This window comes from Pauljensenia sp. C0170B4 (assembly GCF_056590235.1).
This window is the reverse complement of record NZ_JBWPVS010000009.1, coordinates 21,437-42,313: the sequence shown is the minus strand read 5'-3', so window position 1 is coordinate 42,313 and position 20,877 is coordinate 21,437. Positions and strand designations below refer to the sequence as shown.

The window sequence follows — 20,877 nt, the reverse complement described above, 5'->3', positions numbered from 1 at the left end:
CCACGCTGCGAACCAGTAGAGTAGGTCCCATGACACGGATTGTGGCCGGAGAGGCAAAAGGGCGCGTACTGAAGGTGCCTGCACGCGGAACGCGGCCCACATCGGAACGCGTGCGCGAAGCACTGTTCTCACGCCTGGATGCCATGAATATGTGCGATGGGGTAGCGGTACTGGACCTGTACGCAGGGTCGGGAGCGCTGGCCTTCGAGGCCCTCTCACGCGGAGCAGCCCGGGCTGACATGGTGGACAGTTCACGTCAGGCTGCCCGCGCCATGAGTACGAACGCAGCGATGATGGGCTACGAAGATCGCACGCGCATCCACACCCTCGACGCGCTGGCGTTTGTGCAGTCAGGCCGCGTGAGCAGCCCGGTTGACCTGGTGTTCGTGGACCCTCCCTATGATTTGGCACAAAATGCGCTCGCGGCCGTGCTGGCCGGACTCGCGGCGCACCTGTCGCCAGACGCCCTCGTCATTGTGGAGCGATCAACCCGCTCACAGGCGCCAGACCTGCCGGATGGCCTGGTGTGCGAAGATCACCGTCACTGGGGTGAGACTGCCGCGTGGTTCATTGGCCGTGCCGATAGGGTGGAGTCATGACGCAACGCCAGCCACTCATCGCAGTGATCCCGGGATCCTTCGACCCCATCACCTGCGGCCATGTCGACATCATCGAACGCGCTGCACGCTTCGCGGACCGCATCATCGTGGCGGTGGGGATCAACTTGGCGAAAACCACGATGTTCGATTCTGCGGCGCGTATCCGCATGGCGCAGGCAGCGTGTGCCGATCTGAACCCCGCCATCGCCGGCCGCATCAGTGTGGAGAAAATGGACGGCACGGCGATTGATTTTTGCCGCTCCCACCAGGCACGCGTGATCGTCAAGGGAATCCGAAACGCTGCCGACATGCAGTGGGAAGAGGTCCAGGCGTGGGTGAACCGCACTCACGGTGAGGTGGAAACATTGTTCCTCCCTACCGCGCCGGAGCTGGCACTCGTTTCCTCCAGCATCGTGCGCGAACTGTTGGCGTGGCAAATGGACGCTTCTCGGTATGTTCCACCGGCAATTGTGCCGATGTTGACGGACAATAAGACTCATAGACACTCATGAGGCAACAGGCGGAGGACACAATGGCTTACGACGAGAACGTCCCTTCTGACGAGCCGAGTGACAGCTCGGAAGTGTATGGCCCATCGACGGTGATCGCGGCGCTCGAACAGATCGAAGCACTGGTTGAAGAGGCTCGTTCGGTTCCACTTTCAGCATCCGTGATGGTCAATCGCGCTGAGATCCTTGATCTGATTGAACAGGCCCGAGCCGCGCTGCCTGAAGACCTGGTTGCAGCAGACGCCCTCGTCGCTGACGCCGACGCCGTGCTGGGCCGGGCTGACTCGGCCGCTGAAATGACGCTGACGGAGGCCCGCACGCAGGCACGAACCCTCACTGATGAGGCGCGTGAGCAGGCCGAGCACATGATCGCTGAGGCGCAGGACAAGGCACAACGCACCGTGGCCCACGCGCAGGAACAGGCTGAACATGTTGCCAATCAGGCCCGCTCCGACGCTGAAAACACGCTCAGTGATGCGAACGCTCAGGCTGAACGCCTCATCGCGAGTGACCGAATCTCCCACATGGCGGAAGATCGTGCACGCCAACTGGTCGGTGAAGCGAAGAACGATGCGCGCAAACTGCGCGAAGGTGCCGACCGCTACGTTGTGAAGTCCCTGGGCGAGCTGTCCGACGTGCTGTCGGATCTGCATCGACGTGCGCAGGCCGGTCAGCGCACCATTCTGGAGCGCGCCAGCCAGGAAAAGACGGATATCTCCCTTGACGATGAGTAAACGCGAACCGGTAGCGGCATCCTCACTGACCGTGTCACTGCGCGACGTGCCGCGCCGCGTTGGAACGACCCGCAGTTATGAGCTGCAGTGGCACGTGCCCGCAGGTATCGGCACCCCGATGATGGCGATTCGTGAAGGCGCGCTCGTCCCCGTCACCGTGGACATCACGTCCATTGACGAGGGAGTCCTGGTGCGCGCACGCTGCCAGTGTGACCTGGAGGGTCAATGCGTGCGCTGCCTGGATGACATTGTGCAGGAAGCGGACGTGGACGAAAGCGTCGTCTATTACGATCAGCAGCCGGAAGGTGACGAGGACGCCCTTGTCATCAGTGCGCACGACATGCTGGATCTGGAACCGATGCTGCGTGACGCAATCGTGCCGCTGATTGATCCGCAACCACTGTGCGGTCCGGACTGTCAGGGGCTGTGCCCGCATTGCGGTGAGCGTCTGGATGATCTGCCTGAGGATCATCACCATGAGGTTATTGACCCTCGGATGGCTTCCCTTGCGCAGCTGCTGGATGATCTGAACGTACAGGACGGGCAGGATCGTGGCTAAGCATTCGAAACTTCCTGAACCTGTCAATGTGGATACGGCTGAGCTGGAACGCAACTGGGGGATTGAGGTTGACCCCTCGCTGCTGCACCGCGCGCTGATTCACCGATCTTTCGCCTATGAGGCCGGCGGGATTGCGCATAATGAACGCCTGGAATTTCTGGGCGATTCTGTCCTGTCCATCGTGGTGGCAGCCCGCCTGTTCGAGGATCACCCTGACCACAGCGAAGCAGACCTGTCGCGCATGCGTGCGGCCACCGTATCGCAGGAGCCTCTGGCATACGTCGCGCGGCGCATCCACCTGGGTGATTTCCTGTACCTGGGCAGGGGCGAAGATATTCACGGTGGACGTGACAAGGACTCTATCCTCTCCGACGCGCTCGAAGCGCTGATCGGGGCAACGTTTCTGACACACGGGTTTGAGAAGACTCGTCAGATCGTGCTCCACCAGCTTGCTGACCTGCTGGATCGCGCTGTTGTGCGCGGACAGATGCAGGACTGGAAGACAACGCTGAGCGAATATGCGCGCGACCACGGTCACGAGCAGCCCGTCTACCAGGTCACCAGCACCGGCCCGGATCATGAGCGCAGCTTCACCGCCACCGTTGCTTTCGGTGAGGTGGGCTATGAGAAGTCGGCGCTGGCAACAGCGGAAGGCACGTCGAAGAAGCACGCTGAAAATGCGGCGGCTCGAGCTGCGATCGCGCGGCTTGACCCGGATTACCCCATGGAATGATCGCGCCGCCAGGCACACTATGATGGGACATGTGATGAGTAACGAAAATCCTGAACGTCCAGATGTTCGCGTCATGATCGTCGATGATCATGAGATTGTGCGTCGAGGAATTGCTGAAATCGTCGACCGGGCCGATGGCCTGGAAGTGGTTGCAGAAGCGGGCACCGTGGCCGACGCTTTGCGCCGCGCCGATCTGGTTCGCCCGGATGTTATCCTGGTGGACTTGCAGCTGCCAGATGGCACCGGCATCGACATTATGGACCGTCTGGGCACTGACCATCCTGAAATCCGCCCGATCGTGCTGACCTCGTTCGATGATGACGAGGCACTGGCTGAGTCCCTTGAAAAAGGGGCACGCGCCTACGTGTTGAAGACAGTGCGTGGAGCTGAAATCACTGACGTGATCCGCGCCGTTTCAGAAGGGCGTGTCCTGCTCGATGAGCGCACTGTGACGCGTCGCCGCGCTGATCACGATGACCCTACAGCTGACCTGACACCTTCTGAGCGCAATGTGCTCGAGCTGATCGGCGATGGCCTGTCGAACCGTGAGATCGGAGAGAAGCTCGGTGTGGCCGAAAAGACGGTGAAGAACCACATTACGTCGTTGCTGTCGAAGATGGGTCTGCAGCGTCGCACGCAGGTGGCAGCCTGGGTGGCGGGCCAGCGAGCGGCGGCCTGGCGTAACTGACCTATTCCGGGTCGATTTCCGCGCGCCAGATAATTTCTGCACCTGCGCCGTCGATACCTGCGCCGAACACGAAACTGCCGGCGTGACGTCGGGCGCGCTCACGCATATTGGACAGGCCGGAATTGCGTGTGCGGTGCGGGTCGATTCCGCGTCCGTCGTCAGCCACACGCACGCACACTTCTCCAGCAGTGTCATCGGATGGGGACGTCACTTCCAAAATGACGCGCCCCGCCGTTGCGTGCGCATGCCGCGCAATATTGGACAGTCCTTCACGCACGACAGCCACCACATCATCACCCACATCATCGGACAGCATGTTTTCGATGGCGCTCACCATCGCGTCTTCTGCTTCTTCGTCCTCGTTAATCGCCGTTCCGTCCAGTGAAATGACGAGGGAGGGCGCGAATCCGAGGAAGGAGCGTGACAGGGAAGATTCCTGACGGACGCGCTCGACCAGACCGACATTCTGGTCGGGCTCGCGCAGGCCGTGGACGATGGCACGGATCTGGCGCACGGCTTCATCCACCGAGGCCAGTGCTTGATCCAGAATCGACGACACCTCGTCGGTCGATGCCTCTTCTTCCCTGACTTTTGAGCGGGCCGCGTCCAGGCTCATCCCCGCCGCGAACAGCTGCTGGATCGCGAAATCGTGCAGGTCCCGGCTGATACGTGAGCGTTCATCGAGCAGGGTTTCCACGTCTTGAATGTGGCGCGCCGATGCCAGCTCCAATGCCAGGGTGGCCTGGGATGCGAGGGATTCAGCCAGCGGCAGGTCTGACTGGGCGAATTCCTGGCGTCCGGGTTTGCGCAGCAGGATCAAGACACCAGACGTTTCGCCACGAGCCTTCAGGGGCGCGTACAGCGCGGGGCCGAATTTCGTGAATTCCGGGACGCGCATGATCTGTGCGTGCTCCATTGAATCAACCATCATGCCGGTGCCTTCCCTCAGCACGGACATGGTGCGGCCTTCTTTCGGGAAGGTCAGTCCCAGCAATCGATCCGCGTCGTAGCCGTCGGTGATCTCCGCCGCATACGTGTCGCCCACGGAGGGCAGCACAATGATTGCGGTATCCGCGTGGGACACGTCGCGCACGGTGTGCGCAATGAGTTCGAGGGCTTCTTCCTCGTCGGTTCCTTCCAGCATTGCTGTTGTCAGGCGTTGTGAGGCTGAGATCCAGCGTTCGCGGTTACGTGAGTGTGCGAATCGTTCAGCGTTTTCGATTGCCAGTCCGGCTGCGCGTGCCAGCGCGCTCACCGTTGCGACGTCCTCGTCGGTAAAACCGCCGACGCGCCCTGTCAGGAACAGGCGCCCGAACACCTGTTCGTGCACGTTGAGGGAGATTCCCAGGAAGTTGTCAATCGGTGAGGAGGACCCAGCGTCGGCTGGTTGGGCGGGAAGTTCGAAATCGACGTTCGGGTTGAGCAGGTCAGGTATGACCAACGGCTCATGGGGCGGGATATGCGCCGTGAGCGTTTCGATCAGGGGCTGCGTGTGAAGTTCCTGGGCTCTGGCTCCGTGACCGACCAGCCGCGCGGTGCGTCCCCACGTGTCCAGCACGGCCACGCCGCCCCACCTGGCGCCAGTGAGCAGGCACGACTGATCGACGAAAGTTGTCAGAATCGGATCCAGTTCCAGTGAAGCCGTCAGGTCCAGTACAGCCTGCAGGATCGACGAGTCCGCATAGGTGTCATTCGTGTGTGTTGGTGGTGTCACTGTTCCTCCTGCTGCAGTGCCCACCGATAGTTTCCAGCGTGAGCGATGAGCTGGTCGTGAGTGCCCGATTCCACGACATGTGCGATGCCGTCCTCATCCTGTTCCAGAACGATTACCTGGTCAGCCTTGGCAAGGCCCGACAGGCGGTGCGTGACGACCACGATGCCGCGTCCCTGGTCAGTCGGGCTGAGCAGTGTATCCATCAAGGCGTCAGCGGTTGTCGCGTCCAGATGCTCGGCAGGCTCGTCCAGCAGAACAAGCGGGGCAGGAGCAGCCAGCGCGCGGGCCAGCAGCAGTCGGCGGCGCTCACCACCGGAAACTGTGGTGCCTCCAGAGCCGATCAGCGTGTCCAACCCTGCCGGCAAGGCATCACACCACTGTCCCAATCCAGCCGTCTCCAGCAGCTGCCGGGCTTCTTCACGGGTCACGTCCGACCTGGCAACACGGATGTTCTCATAGACGGTCGTGGCAAAAATGTGTGCATCTTCGGCGGTCATCGTGATGCGGCGGGTCACGTCGTCGCGATCAGCCTGCCACGCGTCCACGCCGTCAATCGTGACACGCCCTTCCTTGGGCGGAAGCATACCGGCGAGCGTAAACAGGAGCGTCGATTTACCGATGCCGGACGGTCCCACAATGGCGATATGGGACCCCACGGTGATGTCCAGCGAGATTCCACGCGCAATGGTCGGTCCGTCAGGCCACCCAATCGCAAGGTTTTCCGCAACCACTCGAGGAGTGGCGCCGGTGTGCGCAATGGGATGAGTTTGAGGCGCGTCCCCCTCGCCCAGCAGATCCACAATGCGCGTTGCAGCGTCGGCAGAACGCAGAAGTTGAACGGCTGCGCCTGGAAGTTCCGCGGTGCCTTCAAATGCGGCCAGTGGTGTGAGTACGATCACCGCCAGTGCCACCGCGGCAAGCGCGCCCGAGCGTGTCTGCGGGATGCCGACCAGCAGTGCTCCCACGACGGCAGCACCCATGGCCAGTCGATCCAGCGCAGCAGCCCAACCGGCCGGCCACGCTGCCTGTCGTGTGGATGCGACGAGGGAATCCTCAATGCGTTCGATCCGTTCGCGCACATGAGCCAGGCGGCCCTGGATCTGCAGTTCACTGGCACCATCCATGACGGTGACAACAGATTCAGACAGCTGCGTGCGCGCGTGACGCGACGACATCTCGGCTTCTCTGGCTGCATACATGTTCAATGCGGGCGCGATAACGCCGGAGACCAGCAGGCACAGGAGCAGGATCAGCCCGGCGGCAGGGCTGAGCAGGCTGATTCCAATGACGGTCCCGACTCCCACGATGGTGGTGACAATCGAGGGGAGCAGTGACTTGACGACCAGGTTGCCTACTTCATCTACGTCCGAACCGGTGCGTGCCAGCAGGTCGCCGCGCTGAAGCTTGGCAACGGTGTCGACGCGGGTAGTGGACAGGATGCGGTAGACGTTCTGCCGTAGCGCATCCATTCCCGTTAAGGCGACTTGATGGCTGGCCAGGCGCTGCAGATACCGCATCAGCGCGCGAGAAATGCCGAACAGGCGCACCGCGACGGCCGCGACCGTCAAGTACAGGACCGGCGGGTGTTGGGAGGCGCGCGCGATCAGCCAGGCAGAGGTGGCGGACAGGGCGATTGCAGCGCCCAAACCGAGTACTCCTAACAGAACCGACAGAATAAAGTTCTTCTTATCGACATCCAGAAGGTCGATGACGCGGCGCACAGCGCGCCGTTCTTTTTGCGTCAGAAACAGGATCATTTCACCGCCTCCGATTCGTCGAGGAATCCGGGCAGCGTCACGCTCAGGTCTTCCAGTTGCTCAATCTGCGTGAGGATGGGGTACTCCTCGGCATCCTGAGCAGTTGCTGCCTGCGCCGAGACGGTAATGACATGGTCTGCTGCCGCAACGACGGCCTGGCGGTGCGCAATGACGATGACCGTTCGCCCCTGCGCTTTCATCTGCTCTAGGGTGCGTACCACGACGTGTTCACTGACTGCATCCAGGTGCGCCGTCGGCTCATCAAGGATGACGATAGGGGCCGGATCGAGCAGCGCATTCGTGAGGGCAAGGCGTTGACGCTGACCCACTGACAGGCCGACACCGCGGTATCCGATCTGCGTGTCCCATCCGTCGGGTAGTTTGTCGAGCACCGCGTCGAACCCGGTTGCCTTGCTGGCGGCATCACGCTGCTGATCAGTGACATCGTGCGATATGACGTCTCGGATGGTGCCGGGAACGAACGTGGGGGATTGTGGAACCCACGTGACCTGGGTCCACCATGAGTGTGGATCGATGTCGGCCAGGTCTACAGGTTCATCTGTGCCGGTATCCGGCTGTGCGATGAGGATCCGCCCTCGGGTAGGTGGTTCCAGTGCCAGAAGAGCCATAACCGTCGTTGTTTTTCCGACTCCGGATGGGCCGACGAGGGTGTTGATCGTGCCCGATTGGATCGTGGCGTTCAGACTATGAGGTGCCCACACTTGCCGGGCGGCAACAGACAGGTCCTCGATGATGATGTCGCGCGAACTCATGTCGGGTGACTGGTGTGCGCCGTGTTCGGTTACGGGCGTTTCCAGAATGTCGAAGGCGGCTTCCGCGGCGGCAATTCCGTTTGCTGATGCGTGGAACTGTGCGCCGACTTGGCGCAGCGGCTCGAATACTTCAGGGGCCAGCATGATGACGGTCAGGCCGACGGTGAGCGATACGGTTCCGCCCACCAGTCGCATGCCTACCTCAACCGCAACCAGCGCCACGGACAGAGTAGTGAGAAATTCGAGGACGCCTCCAGACAGGAAGGCGACCGACAGCGTCGCCATCGTGGTGCGCGTATTTTCCGCCCCCAGGCGCTTCATATGCGCCATCGGGCCTTTTTCGCGCCCCAGGCCTCGGAGCGTGGGCAGGCCCGCCATCAGGTCAAGCAATTGTGAGCCGAGCCGTTCCATGGAGGCAAGTTTGCGCCGTGATGATTCCTGCGTGAATCGACCGATGAGGATCATGAAAACCGGAATCAGCGGGATGACGATCGCTGCAATCAGGGCTGACCAGAAATCAAGCAGGAGCATCGTCAGCAGCGCGAGGGGGGTGACCGTCATTGCGAGGATGAGCTGAGGGAGGTATTTGATGAAGTAGGGCTCCAGATCCGCCAGACCGCGTGTGGCCAGGGTGGCTACGTCCGCTCCGTGACGAGCACGCCAACGTGGTCCAAGTTTTTCAACATGGTCGAGGACTGCGCCGCGCATCTCTCGCACTGCTTTTTCTGCGGCGCGCTGACTCAGCGTTTCACGCAGGCCGATCGTCGCCGCCCGCACAGCCAGCACACCGATCAACAGGCCAATCGTCGGCATGACGTCACGCAAATCCGCTGTTCCCTCGATGACGGGGGAGGCGGCCCGGGAGATCAGGAGGGCCTGCACGATGACGAGAGCTGCTGTGAGCAGACCCAGAAATGCGGTGAAGACGATGTGGACCCGTGCTGAACGTGCGTATTTCAGTAGTCGCGGATCAAGAGGTTTCACACGTTCTATTGTGCCAGTTGTGGGTACGAAGTCCCAAAAGGGCGCGCAATAGGGAAGGTCCCCGGCTCCGTTGGAGCCGGGGACCGTGACCCTTGTCAGCGTTCGAGCGCGAAACTATCCAGCCAGGAAGTTTTCGCCCAGGCGAATCTTCTGAGGCAGCAGTCCCGCATTTTCGTGAACGTCCTTTGTCGAGATACGACGACGGAACGTGTGGTAGCTCCATGCCGTGTAGGCCAGGACAACGGGAACCAGGCAAACCGCGACGATTGTCATCACCGTCAGTGTGCCGGTCGTCGATGATGCCTGCTCGATTGTCAGGGAGTATTCCGGTGCAATCGAGGACTTCATGACGTTCGGTGCCATGATCGTGAAGATCCACGCCACAGCGGCGGCAATGGCGACGGTGGAACAAATGAATGCCCAGCCTTCGCGACGCAGTTGCTTTTGTGAGAAGGCTGCGGCCGCTATCAACGCCAGGGCGGCGATGACCAGCGGAATCCACGCGAACACGGATGTTGCCGATGTTGCGTAGGCGAACTGACCCCACAGGACCCACACAGCTGCCAGAGCCGTCGCGGCAATGGAGGCGGGTCCTGAGATTGCGTTGGCACGCTCACGCAGGATGCCGTCTGTCTTGAGGGACAGGAACTGTGCTGCGTGCGAGAAGCAGATTGCTGCCACTGCGATGCCGCCCAGCAGGTTGAACGGCATGAGCAGTGAGAAGAAGCCGCCGGTCAGCTGGTGCGATGCGTTCGCCAGAACTTCAGGCGTGACCTGCTCGGGGGGCACAACTTCGCCGGCGCGGGTGACGACCTCGATCTTCATGCCGTGCACCAGGTTGGCGAATGCGCAGCCCATGAGGATCGGAACACCGTAGCCGGCGACAACGTGGAAGCGATCCCACATTGCACGCCACTTTTCGGTTGCGATCTTCGAGCGCCACTCAAGAGCGGCGATACGCAGGATCAGCAGGACGAGCACAACGAACAGTGCGAGGTACATGCCGGAGAACATTGTGGCGTACCACTCGGGGAATGCGGCGAACATGGCGCCACCAGCGGTGAGCAGCCACACTTCGTTGCCATCCCAGTGGGGTCCGATGGTCTTCAGTGCTGTGGTGCGTTCCTTGTCGTTCTTGGAGACGAACGGAAGGAGCATTGCAACACCGAGGTCGAATCCCTCGAGAACCAGGTAGCCGATCCATAGAACGGCGATGAGGATGAACCAGAGAATACTTAGCATCAGTGTCTACCTCCTCAGTATCCGAACGACAGTGCGCCGACTGCTTCGTTGTCAGCATCGTCATCGTGAGCTGTCTTTTCAGAAGCCGATGAGATGCCTTCAAGTGCGTAGCGCTTGAGCAGAAGGAACCACACCACGCCGAGAACCCCGTACAGCAGCGTGAAGATCACCATGGTGAGGAACACCTGGATCGGGGGGATCGTTGTGGAAACGGCAACTGATGTCATTTGCATGACGTTGCCGACCGGATCGGCGTTGGCCAGGCCTGGTAGGTTCGGATGCACGATCCACGGCTGGCGGCCCATTTCAGTGAAGATCCAGCCCAGGGATGCCGCAATGAACGGCGTCGGGATGGTCCACAGGGCGAACTTGCCCAGTGCGGCGCTGGTGGAGATTTGATCCTTGCGCGTTGCCAACAGGCCCCATACGGCCATGATTGCGGCGAAGACACCGAAGCCAATCATCAGCCTGAAGGTCCAGAAGGTCACCATTTGAGGCGGGCGGAAATCGTACTGTGAGGCGTCACCGTATTGTGCAACGAAGTGCTCGTTGGCATTGAGGGTTTCCACGAGGCGAGCCTGGATGTCGGCCACACCTTCAACCTCAGCGCTGAAGGAGTTGTGCGACATGAAGGATGTGACACCGGGAACCTGGATAAATTTGGTGGGCTGTGATTCGCCGTTGAGAGGGCAGGAACCGAACTGTGCCACAGTGAAAGCGGCAGATTCTGTGTCAACACAGACGCCTTCGGCAACTGCCATCTTCATGGGCTGCAGCTTGACCATTTCCTGGCCCTGGAAGTGACCGGTCACGACGGTGCCCAGACCGCCGACGATGACGACGACCAGACCAAAGCGTGCAATCGGACGCCAGATATCGCGAGCCTGCTTTTCGCCTTCAGCACCGCCTTCGCGGGCTGCGCGTGTCATCCACCATAGGCCAAGTCCTGCAACGAGGGTGCCGGCAATCAGCCAGGAGGAGGTGAGGACGTGGGTGAATTCCCACAGGAGGACCGGGTTGGTCACAACCTTGAGGAAGCCGCCTGCACCATCGAGTTCAGCGCGGCCCACTTCAGGGTTGAACACTGCGCCGGTGGGGTGCTGCATCCACGAGTTCGCACCCAGAATCCACAGTGCTGAAATCGTGGTGCCTGCTGCGACGAGCCAGATGCTGGCCAGGTGCATGCCCTTGGACAGTCGACCCCAACCGAAGATCCATAGGCCCAGGAAGGTGGACTCCATGAAGAATGCGAGGAGTGCTTCAACTGCCAGAGGTGCACCGAAGATGTCGCCCACGTAGCGGGAATATTCCGACCAGTTCATTCCGAATTGGAATTCCTGGACGATACCTGTCGCGACACCGAGCGCGAAGTTGATTAGGAAGAGTTTGCCAAAGAAACGTGTGGCTTTGAGCCATGTTTCGTTTCCGGACCTGTGCCACTTCGTCTGCATGATTGCGACGAGGAGCGACAGCCCGATTGTGAGGGGGACCTGAAGGAAGTGGTACACCGTGGTGATACCGAACTGCCATCGTCCCAGCGTCAGCGTGTCAAACGCTGCCGGAAGCAGGGTCATGATGCTCGCCTTTCCGGTGACGGAATCGTTGTTGTCGATAGAAATACGGATATACGGCGCCACGCGATTGACATGACGTCATGTCAAGAAGATAACTCATTGACCAGGTGGTTAATGGCAGAATCGCCGAAATTGCGCTGATTCGCTGTTTCATCTTCACTTTCAAGGAGCGGTGAAACTTCCAGGTGGCAACGGAATAGGAAACAAGAGTGTTGCCTATTTCGTGTGACGTGGAGTCGGCACTCACATGTGCCGCGTCGCTCAGGCATTGAACCGGCTGATGTGCCACCCGCCTCAGCGCTTCTTATTCCGTTGGCACTTCGCCTGTGTCACAATAGGGGTAACCAAGGCCGTTGCGAGAGCACCCTCGTAACGGGCGTACTGCGTCGACCGCGACTGCTTAAGTCGGTTGCTCCGCTGTGTACGCTATCGTGCTTTGCGCGAGCCTGAACGCTTCCGCCCACGTGGGCGACGACGGGTGGATCCATGGTGCGTGTGGATCCCCTCCAAAATTGGAGAAAAGTGACAACGACCGAACACGAGGGATCGGCAGCACACGTGCCTGCCGCCTCCCTGCTATTTCAAGCGCCGACTTTTACCGAGCCGGCTCCCGCACCATCCCGCTCGGACGATTCGACATCATCGCAGGACTCGTCCGAGGAATCACCCCGACGCTCACGCTCGCGTCAAAAGAATAAGGGCAAGGACAAGGACTCCTCGCAGTCCCAGGACGACGGCAAAGGTAAGAACAGGAAAGGCAAGTCCTCCTCTTCCAAGTCATCGTCTGGAAAGTCTGGCGCGCAGGGCAGCTCCGACGACAATGCCGACAATTCGGGTGAGAGTAACTCCGGTAAGAAGGACCGCAAGCAGGACTCCGGGAAATCACAGCGCTCAAGGAAGTCTTCCCGCAAGTCGGCAGAGCCAGATTCGACGTCAGATTCCGCAGATTCTCAGGATTCGTCCGCGCAGGACGGTGATTCTGCTCCCTCCGAGTCAGAATCGTCCGAGGGATCTTCACGCCGTCGTCGCCGGCGGCGTTCACGCTCGCAGTCCGGTGATTCCTCTGACAGCAACGATCAGGTCACCGCGCTGAAGGGATCAACTCGCCTGGAGGCGAAGAAACAGCGTCGCCGTGAGGGACGCCGCGATGGCCGCCGACGTCACACGATCACCGAATCGGAGTTCCTGGCGCGGCGCGAGTCAGTCACCCGCAAGATGATCATTCGCCAGCATAACGGCCTTGATCAGATCGCAGTGATCGAAGATGACCTGCTGGTCGAGCATTACGTGGCTCGACGCACCCACCAGACAATGGTCGGCAACATCTACCTGGGTCGCGTCCAGAACGTGTTGCCGTCGATGGAAGCTGCGTTCATCGATATTGGCCGAGGCCGAAATGCCGTACTGTATGCCGGTGAGGTCAACTGGGATGCCGTGGGCCTGGAAGGTCGCCCTCGTCGAATTGAATCGGCACTCAAGTCCGGTGACGCGGTGCTGGTGCAGGTCACCAAAGACCCGATCGGCCACAAGGGTGCCCGCCTGACCAGCCAGATCACGCTGGCCGGACGCTACCTCGTCTTCATTCCGCACGGCTCCATGATGGGTATTTCCCGCAAGCTGCCAGAATCTGAACGAGGACGCCTGAAGAAAGTCCTCAAGAAGGTCATGCCGGCCGGGGCCGGTGTTATTGTTCGCACCGCGGCCGAAGGTGCGTCCGAAGAACAGCTCGTTGCCGATGTTGAGCGCCTGTCGAAGCAGTGGGACGACATCACCAAGCGTGAGAAGAACACGAAGTCGGCCCCGACGCTGGTGCGCGGCGAGCCCGAACTGGCTGTCCGCGTCGTGCGTGACATCTTCAACGAAGATTTCGCTCAGCTGATTATTCAGGGCAAGGACACGTATCAAACAGTCAGCACATACGTCGAAGAGCTGTCGCCTGAACTGTCTGACCGCGTCGAACAGTGGGTCGGCACGAATGACGTCTTCGCTGAGTTCCGCGTCGATGAACAGCTGGCCAAGGGCATGGACCGCAAGGTGTGGCTGCCCAGCGGCGGCACACTGATTATTGACCGCACCGAGGCGATGACGGTGATCGACGTCAACACCGGCAAGTACATTGGAGCCGGTGGCACGCTGGAAGAAACCGTCACGCGCAACAACCTGGAGGCCGCTGAAGAGATCGTGCGTCAGCTGCGTCTGCGTGACATCGGCGGCATCATCATCATCGACTTTGTCGATATGGTGCTTGAATCCAACCGTGACCTCGTCCTGCGCCGCCTGGTTGAGTGCCTGGGACGTGACCGCACTCGCCACCAGGTCACTGAGATCACCTCGCTGGGTCTGGTGCAGATGACGCGAAAGCGCGTGGGGGAGGGCCTTGTTGAAGCATTCTCCACACCGTGTGAGGCCTGCGAAGGCAAGGGCTTCATCGTGCACACTCACCCCGTGGAAACGCCTGGCGCGGATCCTGCCTCGCACAGCAACAACAAGCAGAAGGGCCGCTCCAGGCGAGAGACGAAGAATAACGAGGATGGCCCCGGCTCCAAGCGTGCGCGTGAAGCGCTGAATGCCATCGCGGCGGCAGCGAGCCACGCACACGAAAAAGATCAGGACGATAGCCAGGACAGCCAGGACAGCCAGGGCGGTCAGGATGGTCAGGGCGGTCCAAACGGTCAGCCTGCGGCGTCCACCGAAACCGGACAGACCAAGGCTGCCAGTGAACAGGACAAGCCCGCTCAGCCGAGGAGACGTCGCTGCGCCTCGACCGGAAAGACGGTCGAGCCGGAACCGGTGACTCCCACCCCGGAACCGACACCGGAGCCTACTTTGGAGCCCGAACCGGCCGATGAACAGCCCGAACGTCATCACGCGGTGACTTCGCTGGACGATATTCAGCTGCCTGATGCCACGAAGCGCTCCACCCCTACGCGACGTCGCCGCCGGGTGGCATCGCGTGGCGTCATTGAGCCTTCAGCGTCATAACCGTGTGGAATTGCACAGCCGTGAGTGCTGGATTTCGGCTCTGACGGCTTGCCCACGGGTCCTGTTTTCGGGTAAATTTGATCCTCGGCGCACCAAGGCGCCAGCGAGTGATTGCCAGACGATACGCCTCAGTATCACAGGCAATTGATTCGTTCCGTACGAGTAAAGAGATGAGCTTCAACGTGGTCTACGCGATCGTCAAGGCCGGCGGCCGACAAGAAAAAGTGTCCGTCGGAGACGTCGTAGTCGTCGATAAGCTGGCCGATGAAATCGGATCCAGCATTGAACTCCAGCCACTGATGCTGGTCGACGGCGACGCCGTCACCACTGATAAAGATGGACTATCAAAGGTCTCCGTTAAGGCTGAGGTCATCGACGCTACCAAAGGCCCGAAGATCTCCATCGTCAAATTCAAGAACAAGACTGGCTACCGTAAGCGTCAAGGTCACCGGCAGAAGCAGTCGGTCATCAAGATCACCGAGATCGCCTGAACGATCCCACTGATCTGATTGAGTTTCTAGTCGTTCGAAGAGAGAAAGCACCACTAACATGGCACATAAAAAGGGCCTCGGTTCTTCCCGCAACGGTCGCGATTCGAACGCTCAGCGCCTGGGCGTGAAGCGTTTCGGTGGCGAATTCGTCAATGCTGGCGAGATCATTGTCCGTCAGCGCGGCACACACTTCCATCCCGGACGTAACACCGGCATTGGCAAAGATGACACCATCTTCGCCCTCAAGCCCGGTTCGGTTTCCTTCGGAAAGCGTCGCGACCGCCGCGTCGTCGACGTCGTGGAGTCCGTGTCTGCCTGATTCATTCAGCGTCAAGGGCGTTCGGCCGTGAGCCGGACGCCCTTTTCCTGTTGCGTATCATTGTTTGTGTCAGTCAGTTACACCTAAAGGACCACCATGGCGGATTTTGTTGACCACGTTCTGATTCATTGTGCCGGAGGCAACGGAGGCAACGGCGTCGCGTCAGTCAAACGCGAAAAATTCAAGCCGCTTGGAGGTCCCGACGGGGGAGACGGAGGCAACGGCGGCTCGGTGATTCTGCAGGTCGACCCGCAAACCACCACGCTGCTGGCCTACCACCGCAGCCCACACCAGTGCGCCGAAAACGGCACACCCGGCATGGGAGACTTCCGGCAGGGGAAAAACGGAGCCGACATCATCCTGCCTGTCCCAGACGGCACGACCGTTAAGAGCGCGGACGGCGAACTGCTGGCTGACCTGACAGGCGAAGGCTCTCAGTTCATCGCTGCCGAGGGAGGCCGCGGCGGCCTGGGCAATGCCGCACTGGCATCGAAAGCCCGTAAAGCGCCCGGATTCGCCTTGCTGGGAGAGCCCGGCGAGGCGCGCGACATCATCCTTGAACTCAAATCCGTTGCCGATGTCGCCCTGGTGGGCTACCCGTCGGCCGGTAAATCCTCGATCATTGCCGCCATGTCGGCGGCACGTCCGAAGATCGCTGACTACCCGTTCACCACGCTGATCCCGAACCTGGGGGTGGTTGAAGCCGGCGGTATGCGTTTCACAATGGCGGACGTTCCAGGCCTGATCCCCGGCGCTTCGCAGGGCAAGGGCCTGGGCCTGGAGTTTCTGCGCCACATTGAACGCTGCGCAGTGATTGTCCACGTCCTCGACACAGCCGCATTCGAATACGACCGCGACCCGGTCAGCGACCTCAAGACGATCGAAAATGAACTGGCGCAATACCAGAGCGACCTGGGGACGCCTCACGGGTACGTGCCGCTGATGGAACGCCCGCGCGTCATCGTGCTCAACAAGGTTGACATTCCCGATGGGCGGGATCTGGCCGAATTTGCCCGTCCTGACCTTGATGAGTTTGGCTGGCCGGTGCTGGAAGTGTCTGCCGTGACCCACCGCGGTCTGCGCGAACTTGCTTTCGCACTGGCACCCCTGGTTGAAGAACAGCGCCGGGCAGCTCGGGACGCAGCCGACGAGGCACCCCGACCGGTCATTCGTCCACGCCCTGTGGATGAGGTAAACCAGGTGAGTGTTGAGCCGTGTCAGTTTGAAGGACGCACCGTTTACCAGGTGCGCGGCGACAAGCCAGAACGCTGGGTCAAGCAAACCGACTTCACCAACGATGAAGCGATCGGCTACCTGGCCGACCGCCTTGCCACCATCGGTGTGGAAGATCAGCTCGCACAGGCCGGTGCCAACGCCGGTGACACGGTTGTGATCGGCCCGCTCGAAGGTGGTGTGATCTTCGACTGGGAGCCCTCCTTGACGACTGGGCCAGAACTGCTTGGATCGCGCGGCACGGACAACCGTGTCGATGCGTTGAAGCGGCGCACGAACCGGGAACGCCGTGAGGAGTATCGCGCCGCGATGGACGCGAAAGCTGCGGCCCGTGACGAGCTGTGGACCGAACGCGAATCGGGTGTGTGGACGGATCCGAGCACCGAGGACGATCGGGCGTGAACGGAGTTACGCGTGCGCGACGCGTCGTCGTGAAGATCGGTTCCTCATCGTTGACGCGCCCCGATGGGGGGCTTGACCTGAACCGGATTGACCAGGTTGCGGGTATGGCCGCGCAGTGGTGCCGGGACAACCATGAAATCCTCATCGTTTCCTCCGGTGCCGTGGCCGCAGGGCGCACGCCGCTGGGGATTACCGGGCGTCTCCATGACTTAGCCACTGTCCAGGCGTGCGCGGCAATGGGGCAGGGTCTCCTGGTTGCACAGTGGTCGGCCGCTTTTCAGTCCCACCATCGTCACGTCGCACAGATCCTGCTCACGACCGACGATGTCATGCACCGTGAGCACTACACGAATGCGCGCGACGCGATGGAGCGCCTCCTGTCCCTGGGAGTTGTCCCGATCATCAACGAGAATGACACCGTCGCCACACGCGAGGTGCGTTTCGGTGACAATGACCGGCTGGCCTCCTACGTGGCCCAGATCGTGGCCGCTGATGCGCTGGTCCTCCTGACGGATGTGGATGGCCTGTACACAGCGCCGCCCTCGGACCCTGCTGCCGAACTGGTAGAGACCGTGACGCGCACGGATGATTTGCGGGCGGTGCTGGTGGGCGGTTCGGGATCGTCGGTGGGCACGGGCGGCATGGTCACCAAAGTGCAGGCCGCAACGATGGCTGCTGCATCCGGTATCGGTGTGTTGCTGACAAACGCGGATAAGCTCGATCAGGTGTTCGCCGGGCGTAAGGTCGGCACATGGTTCGAGCCGACGACGTCACGCCCCGCCTCGAGGCGCCTGTGGATTGCGCACGCCGCCCCCTCGTGTGGAGAACTCGTCATTGACGAGGGTGCCGTCCGCGCACTGACTGATCGCAAGAAGTCGCTGCTGGCTGCAGGTATCACAGCGGTGATGGGCAATTTCCGCAGCGGCGACGTTGTCGATGTGGCGGGACCGACCGGGCTGATTGCGCGCGGCATCGCAGCCTACGATGCTGACACAATTGCGCAGATGAGTGGCGAGAATGCGGATGACCTGCGTCGTCAGGGGTGGGATAACCCTCGCCCAGTGATTCACCGCGACGATTTGGCGATCCTGTCGCTTGCATCAGCGGCAAGTATGTCACGATAAGAGTATGACTGAACGTTTAGCTGACATTTCGCAGGTACTGGAAGCAGCCAGGAGCGCCTCGCGCATCTTGTCCACCGTGACGACGCAGCAGAAGAATCGCGCCCTGGGAGCGGTGGCTGCAGCAATCGAGGATCGCAGTGATGAGATCCTCCAGGCTAACGCTGAGGACGTCGCCAGAGCTCAGGCCGAAGGCATGGATGAGGGGTTGGTCGACCGTCTTGCATTGAATGCGCAGCGTCTGGCCGGCATTGCGGACGCGGTGCGCGAGGTGGCATCACTGGCTGACCCGGTGGGAACGATTGTGCGCGGCGCAATGACGGAGACAGGGTTGCGGATCCGCCAGGTACGAGTCCCGATGGGCGTGGTCGGCATGATCTATGAAGCTCGCCCAAATGTCACGATCGACGCCGCCAGCCTGGCGCTCAAATCGGGCAACGCGATTGTGCTGCGCGGTGGCAGCGCGGCTGAGGCGTCGAACAAGGTCATTATCGAGGTCATGCGTGATGCGTTGACGTCGGTGGATCTGCCGCCAGATACGGTCCAGAGCGTTGACCAGTGGGGCAGAGCCGGTGCACGCGCCTTGATGCATGCGCGCGGAGGAATTGATGTACTGATCCCGCGTGGTGGTGCCGGACTGATTCGCACCGTGGTGGAAGAGGCACGCGTCCCCGTCATTGAGACGGGCACGGGCAATTGCCATGTCTACGTCCATGAAGATGCCGATCTGGCTCAGGCGGAGAAAATCATCCTCAACTCGAAGGCTCAGCGCGTGGGTGTGTGCAATGCGGCCGAAACATTGCTGGTGCACCGCGCGGTCGCTGAAAAGTTCCTGGCCAGTGCCTTGTTGCGCCTGACGACTGCGGGCGTGCGCATCCACGGCGATGCACAGACGCTGCAGTACGCATCCGACCCGTCGATTGACTCGGCGATGCTGGAGGAAGCAACAGAGGAGGACTGGGCGCGCGAGTACTTGTCGATGGATCTGGCCGTGCGCGTGGTGGATGATCTGGATCAGGCGATCGAGCACATCAGAACGTATTCGACCGGACATACTGAGGCCATCTGCACGCGTTCGCTGGCTGCGGCGAACCGTTTTAGCCGCGAGGTGGATGCTGCGGCGATCGCCGTGAACGCGTCGACTCGTTTCACTGATGGCGGCCAGCTGGGACTGGGCGCTGAGATCGGGATCTCCACGCAGAAACTTCACGCCCGCGGCCCGATGGGCCTGGAGGAGCTGACCAGCACGATGTGGATTATCGAGGGTGATGGGCATATCCGTTCATGACATGTGACCGGAATGCGTCTGCGCAACCGAGGCTTGGGCTAGTGTGAACTCACCGGTCTGGGATTTACTTAAAGGGGATCTTTGTGACACAGCGACGACGCGTAGGTATCATGGGCGGAACATTCGACCCAATTCACCACGGCCACCTCGTGGCAGCTTCTGAAGTGATGAGCGAATTCGACCTCGATGAGGTGATCTTCGTGCCGACCGCCGTTCAGCCCTTCAAGAAGGGGCGGCGCGTCACTCCGGCTGAGCATCGCTATCTGATGACGGTGATCGCTACAGCTTCGAACCCGCGTTTCGGAGTGTCCCGCGTGGACATTGATCGTGGAAAGATCACGTACACAATCGATACCCTCACTGATCTGAAGAACCAGGATCCGGATGCGGATTATTACTTCATCACCGGTGCGGACGCCCTCGAACGTATTGCTGAGTGGCGGGATTCCGACAAGCTCTTTGAGATGGCTCAGTTCGTCGGCGTGACGCGACCTGGACATGAGCTGAAGAAGCCGTTGACGCCGCATTCGAATATTCGCCTGCTTGAGGTGCCCGCTATGGCGATCTCGTCGACTGACTGCCGTAATCGCGTGAACCAGGGCAAGCCTGTGTGGTACCTGGTGCCTGACGGCGTGGTGCAGTACATCGCGAAGTATGGGCTGTATCGGGATACATCTGCGCCACAAACTGGGATTGATGACCCATACGAGCAGTAGTCGTGGCACACTGGAGGTGTCAGGGGAGTTCACCAACAGTAGGGAGTGTTTGTGACAGTCAGCAGTCACACAAGCCAACTTATCGCCGTTGCGGCTCAGGCCGCGTCTGACAAGCTTGCCTCCGACATGAAAATGATTGACGTGCGCGCACGTATGCCGCTGTCCGAAGCCTTTATGATCTGTTCGGCTTCATCTGCGCGCCAGGTCAGTGCCATTGCAGAGAACATCATGGATGAGCTGGCAGCTCAGCTGGATCTTCGCCCTGAACGCATTGAGGGGCGTACCGAGGGGCGCTGGGTTCTGATTGACTACGCGGATGTTGTGATCCACGTCCTGACCGATGAGGACCGCGAGTATTACGCATTGGAGTCCTTGTGGGCTGACCAGCCGATTACTGAGCTTGACGCGGACCGGGACCTGGAAGCGCTCGGCGCGTAAGGGCGTCGGCTTCAAGGAACT

General features: G+C 60.7%; 19 protein-coding genes. 14 read left to right on the top strand and 5 right to left on the bottom strand.

The window, feature by feature from the left end:
• Positions 1–29: 29 nt before the first annotated feature.
• From rsmD to AC1EJ1_RS09960, 6 genes are all read left to right on the top strand, one after another.
• Complete coding sequence (rsmD, locus tag AC1EJ1_RS09985; RefSeq protein ID WP_058236493.1) at positions 30–599, top strand: 16S rRNA (guanine(966)-N(2))-methyltransferase RsmD; 570 nt, start codon at positions 30–32, stop codon at positions 597–599.
• Positions 596–1,111 carry a pantetheine-phosphate adenylyltransferase gene (coaD, locus tag AC1EJ1_RS09980; protein WP_480295785.1) on the top strand — a complete coding sequence of 172 codons (516 nt, stop codon included), beginning with the start codon at positions 596–598 and terminating at the stop codon, positions 1,109–1,111. Before rsmD ends, coaD begins: the two co-directional genes overlap by 4 nt.
• Before the next feature lie 20 nt (positions 1,112–1,131).
• Complete coding sequence (locus AC1EJ1_RS09975; protein ID WP_480295784.1) at positions 1,132–1,842, top strand: hypothetical protein; 711 nt, start codon at positions 1,132–1,134, stop codon at positions 1,840–1,842.
• Positions 1,835–2,401 (top strand): YceD family protein, encoded by a 567-nt coding sequence (locus AC1EJ1_RS09970; protein ID WP_058236496.1) that lies wholly within the window; start codon positions 1,835–1,837, stop codon positions 2,399–2,401. The genes AC1EJ1_RS09975 and AC1EJ1_RS09970 overlap by 8 nt, the downstream gene beginning before the upstream one ends.
• On the top strand, positions 2,394–3,134 hold the full coding sequence (gene rnc, locus AC1EJ1_RS09965) for a ribonuclease III (RefSeq protein ID WP_480295782.1): 741 nt from the start codon (positions 2,394–2,396) through the stop codon (positions 3,132–3,134). Before AC1EJ1_RS09970 ends, rnc begins: the two co-directional genes overlap by 8 nt.
• Before the next feature lie 73 nt (positions 3,135–3,207).
• Complete coding sequence (locus tag AC1EJ1_RS09960; RefSeq protein WP_058236871.1) at positions 3,208–3,822, top strand: response regulator; 615 nt, start codon at positions 3,208–3,210, stop codon at positions 3,820–3,822.
• 1 nt (position 3,823) lies between these two features.
• Here the strand turns inward: AC1EJ1_RS09960 and AC1EJ1_RS09955 are convergent, their stop codons facing one another.
• The 5 genes from AC1EJ1_RS09955 to AC1EJ1_RS09935 all read right to left on the bottom strand — a co-directional run bounded on the left by AC1EJ1_RS09955 (position 3,824) and on the right by AC1EJ1_RS09935 (position 11,866).
• Positions 3,824–5,536 (bottom strand): sensor histidine kinase, encoded by a 1,713-nt coding sequence (locus AC1EJ1_RS09955; protein ID WP_480295781.1) that lies wholly within the window; start codon positions 5,534–5,536, stop codon positions 3,824–3,826.
• Positions 5,533–7,293, bottom strand: coding sequence for a thiol reductant ABC exporter subunit CydC (gene cydC / locus AC1EJ1_RS09950; RefSeq protein ID WP_480295780.1), 1,761 nt, complete (start codon positions 7,291–7,293; stop codon positions 5,533–5,535). The genes AC1EJ1_RS09955 and cydC overlap by 4 nt, the downstream gene beginning before the upstream one ends.
• The gene (gene cydD, locus AC1EJ1_RS09945; protein WP_285014686.1) at positions 7,290–9,050 is read right to left on the bottom strand and encodes a thiol reductant ABC exporter subunit CydD; all 1,761 of its coding nucleotides are present in this window, start codon (positions 9,048–9,050) and stop codon (positions 7,290–7,292) included. The genes cydC and cydD overlap by 4 nt, the downstream gene beginning before the upstream one ends.
• 114 nt (positions 9,051–9,164) lie before the next feature.
• A complete protein-coding gene (cydB, locus tag AC1EJ1_RS09940; protein WP_285014732.1) occupies positions 9,165–10,295 on the bottom strand; it encodes a cytochrome d ubiquinol oxidase subunit II in 1,131 nt (376 codons plus the stop codon).
• 11 nt (positions 10,296–10,306) lie between these two features.
• Complete coding sequence (locus tag AC1EJ1_RS09935) at positions 10,307–11,866, bottom strand: cytochrome ubiquinol oxidase subunit I (protein WP_285014688.1); 1,560 nt, start codon at positions 11,864–11,866, stop codon at positions 10,307–10,309.
• Between the two features lie 486 nt (positions 11,867–12,352).
• Between AC1EJ1_RS09935 and AC1EJ1_RS09930 the strand changes: the two genes are divergently transcribed.
• From AC1EJ1_RS09930 to rsfS, 8 genes are all read left to right on the top strand, one after another.
• Positions 12,353–14,848: an Rne/Rng family ribonuclease gene (locus AC1EJ1_RS09930; protein ID WP_480295779.1), complete on the top strand. Its 2,496-nt coding sequence runs from the start codon at positions 12,353–12,355 to the stop codon at positions 14,846–14,848.
• 170 nt (positions 14,849–15,018) lie between these two features.
• Complete coding sequence (gene rplU / locus AC1EJ1_RS09925) at positions 15,019–15,339, top strand: 50S ribosomal protein L21 (RefSeq protein ID WP_285014734.1); 321 nt, start codon at positions 15,019–15,021, stop codon at positions 15,337–15,339.
• 58 nt (positions 15,340–15,397) lie between these two features.
• Complete coding sequence (gene rpmA, locus AC1EJ1_RS09920; RefSeq protein WP_058236503.1) at positions 15,398–15,658, top strand: 50S ribosomal protein L27; 261 nt, start codon at positions 15,398–15,400, stop codon at positions 15,656–15,658.
• Between the two features lie 96 nt (positions 15,659–15,754).
• Positions 15,755–17,293: a GTPase ObgE gene (obgE, locus tag AC1EJ1_RS09915; RefSeq protein ID WP_480295778.1), complete on the top strand. Its 1,539-nt coding sequence runs from the start codon at positions 15,755–15,757 to the stop codon at positions 17,291–17,293.
• The gene (gene proB, locus AC1EJ1_RS09910; protein WP_480295777.1) at positions 17,290–18,417 is read left to right on the top strand and encodes a glutamate 5-kinase; all 1,128 of its coding nucleotides are present in this window, start codon (positions 17,290–17,292) and stop codon (positions 18,415–18,417) included. Before obgE ends, proB begins: the two co-directional genes overlap by 4 nt.
• A gap of 4 nt (positions 18,418–18,421) precedes the next feature.
• Positions 18,422–19,702 carry a glutamate-5-semialdehyde dehydrogenase gene (locus AC1EJ1_RS09905; protein ID WP_092648481.1) on the top strand — a complete coding sequence of 427 codons (1,281 nt, stop codon included), beginning with the start codon at positions 18,422–18,424 and terminating at the stop codon, positions 19,700–19,702.
• An 83-nt stretch (positions 19,703–19,785) separates the two neighbouring features.
• Positions 19,786–20,418: a nicotinate-nucleotide adenylyltransferase gene (nadD, locus tag AC1EJ1_RS09900; protein ID WP_227469192.1), complete on the top strand. Its 633-nt coding sequence runs from the start codon at positions 19,786–19,788 to the stop codon at positions 20,416–20,418.
• Between the two features lie 51 nt (positions 20,419–20,469).
• On the top strand, positions 20,470–20,856 hold the full coding sequence (gene rsfS, locus AC1EJ1_RS09895; protein WP_285014698.1) for a ribosome silencing factor: 387 nt from the start codon (positions 20,470–20,472) through the stop codon (positions 20,854–20,856).
• The last annotated feature ends 21 nt before the right edge of the window (positions 20,857–20,877 follow it).

Bases quoted from the DNA above. Each gene is read 5' to 3' on its own strand.
- rpmA (WP_058236503.1), top strand. From the start codon at position 15,398: ATGGCACATAAAAAGGGCCTCGGTTCTTCCCGCAACGGTCGCGATTCG.
- AC1EJ1_RS09935 (WP_285014688.1), bottom strand. From the start codon at position 11,866: ATGACCCTGCTTCCGGCAGCGTTTGACACGCTGACGCTGGGACGATGG.
- coaD (WP_480295785.1), top strand. From the start codon at position 596: ATGACGCAACGCCAGCCACTCATCGCAGTGATCCCGGGATCCTTCGAC.
- rsmD (WP_058236493.1), top strand. From the start codon at position 30: ATGACACGGATTGTGGCCGGAGAGGCAAAAGGGCGCGTACTGAAGGTG.
- AC1EJ1_RS09905 (WP_092648481.1), top strand. From the start codon at position 18,422: ATGACTGAACGTTTAGCTGACATTTCGCAGGTACTGGAAGCAGCCAGG.
- AC1EJ1_RS09930 (WP_480295779.1), top strand. From the start codon at position 12,353: ATGGTGCGTGTGGATCCCCTCCAAAATTGGAGAAAAGTGACAACGACC.
- cydC (WP_480295780.1), bottom strand. From the start codon at position 7,293: ATGATCCTGTTTCTGACGCAAAAAGAACGGCGCGCTGTGCGCCGCGTC.
- obgE (WP_480295778.1), top strand. From the start codon at position 15,755: ATGGCGGATTTTGTTGACCACGTTCTGATTCATTGTGCCGGAGGCAAC.
- AC1EJ1_RS09975 (WP_480295784.1), top strand. From the start codon at position 1,132: ATGGCTTACGACGAGAACGTCCCTTCTGACGAGCCGAGTGACAGCTCG.
- AC1EJ1_RS09960 (WP_058236871.1), top strand. From the start codon at position 3,208: ATGATCGTCGATGATCATGAGATTGTGCGTCGAGGAATTGCTGAAATC.
- AC1EJ1_RS09970 (WP_058236496.1), top strand. From the start codon at position 1,835: ATGAGTAAACGCGAACCGGTAGCGGCATCCTCACTGACCGTGTCACTG.
- rplU (WP_285014734.1), top strand. From the start codon at position 15,019: ATGAGCTTCAACGTGGTCTACGCGATCGTCAAGGCCGGCGGCCGACAA.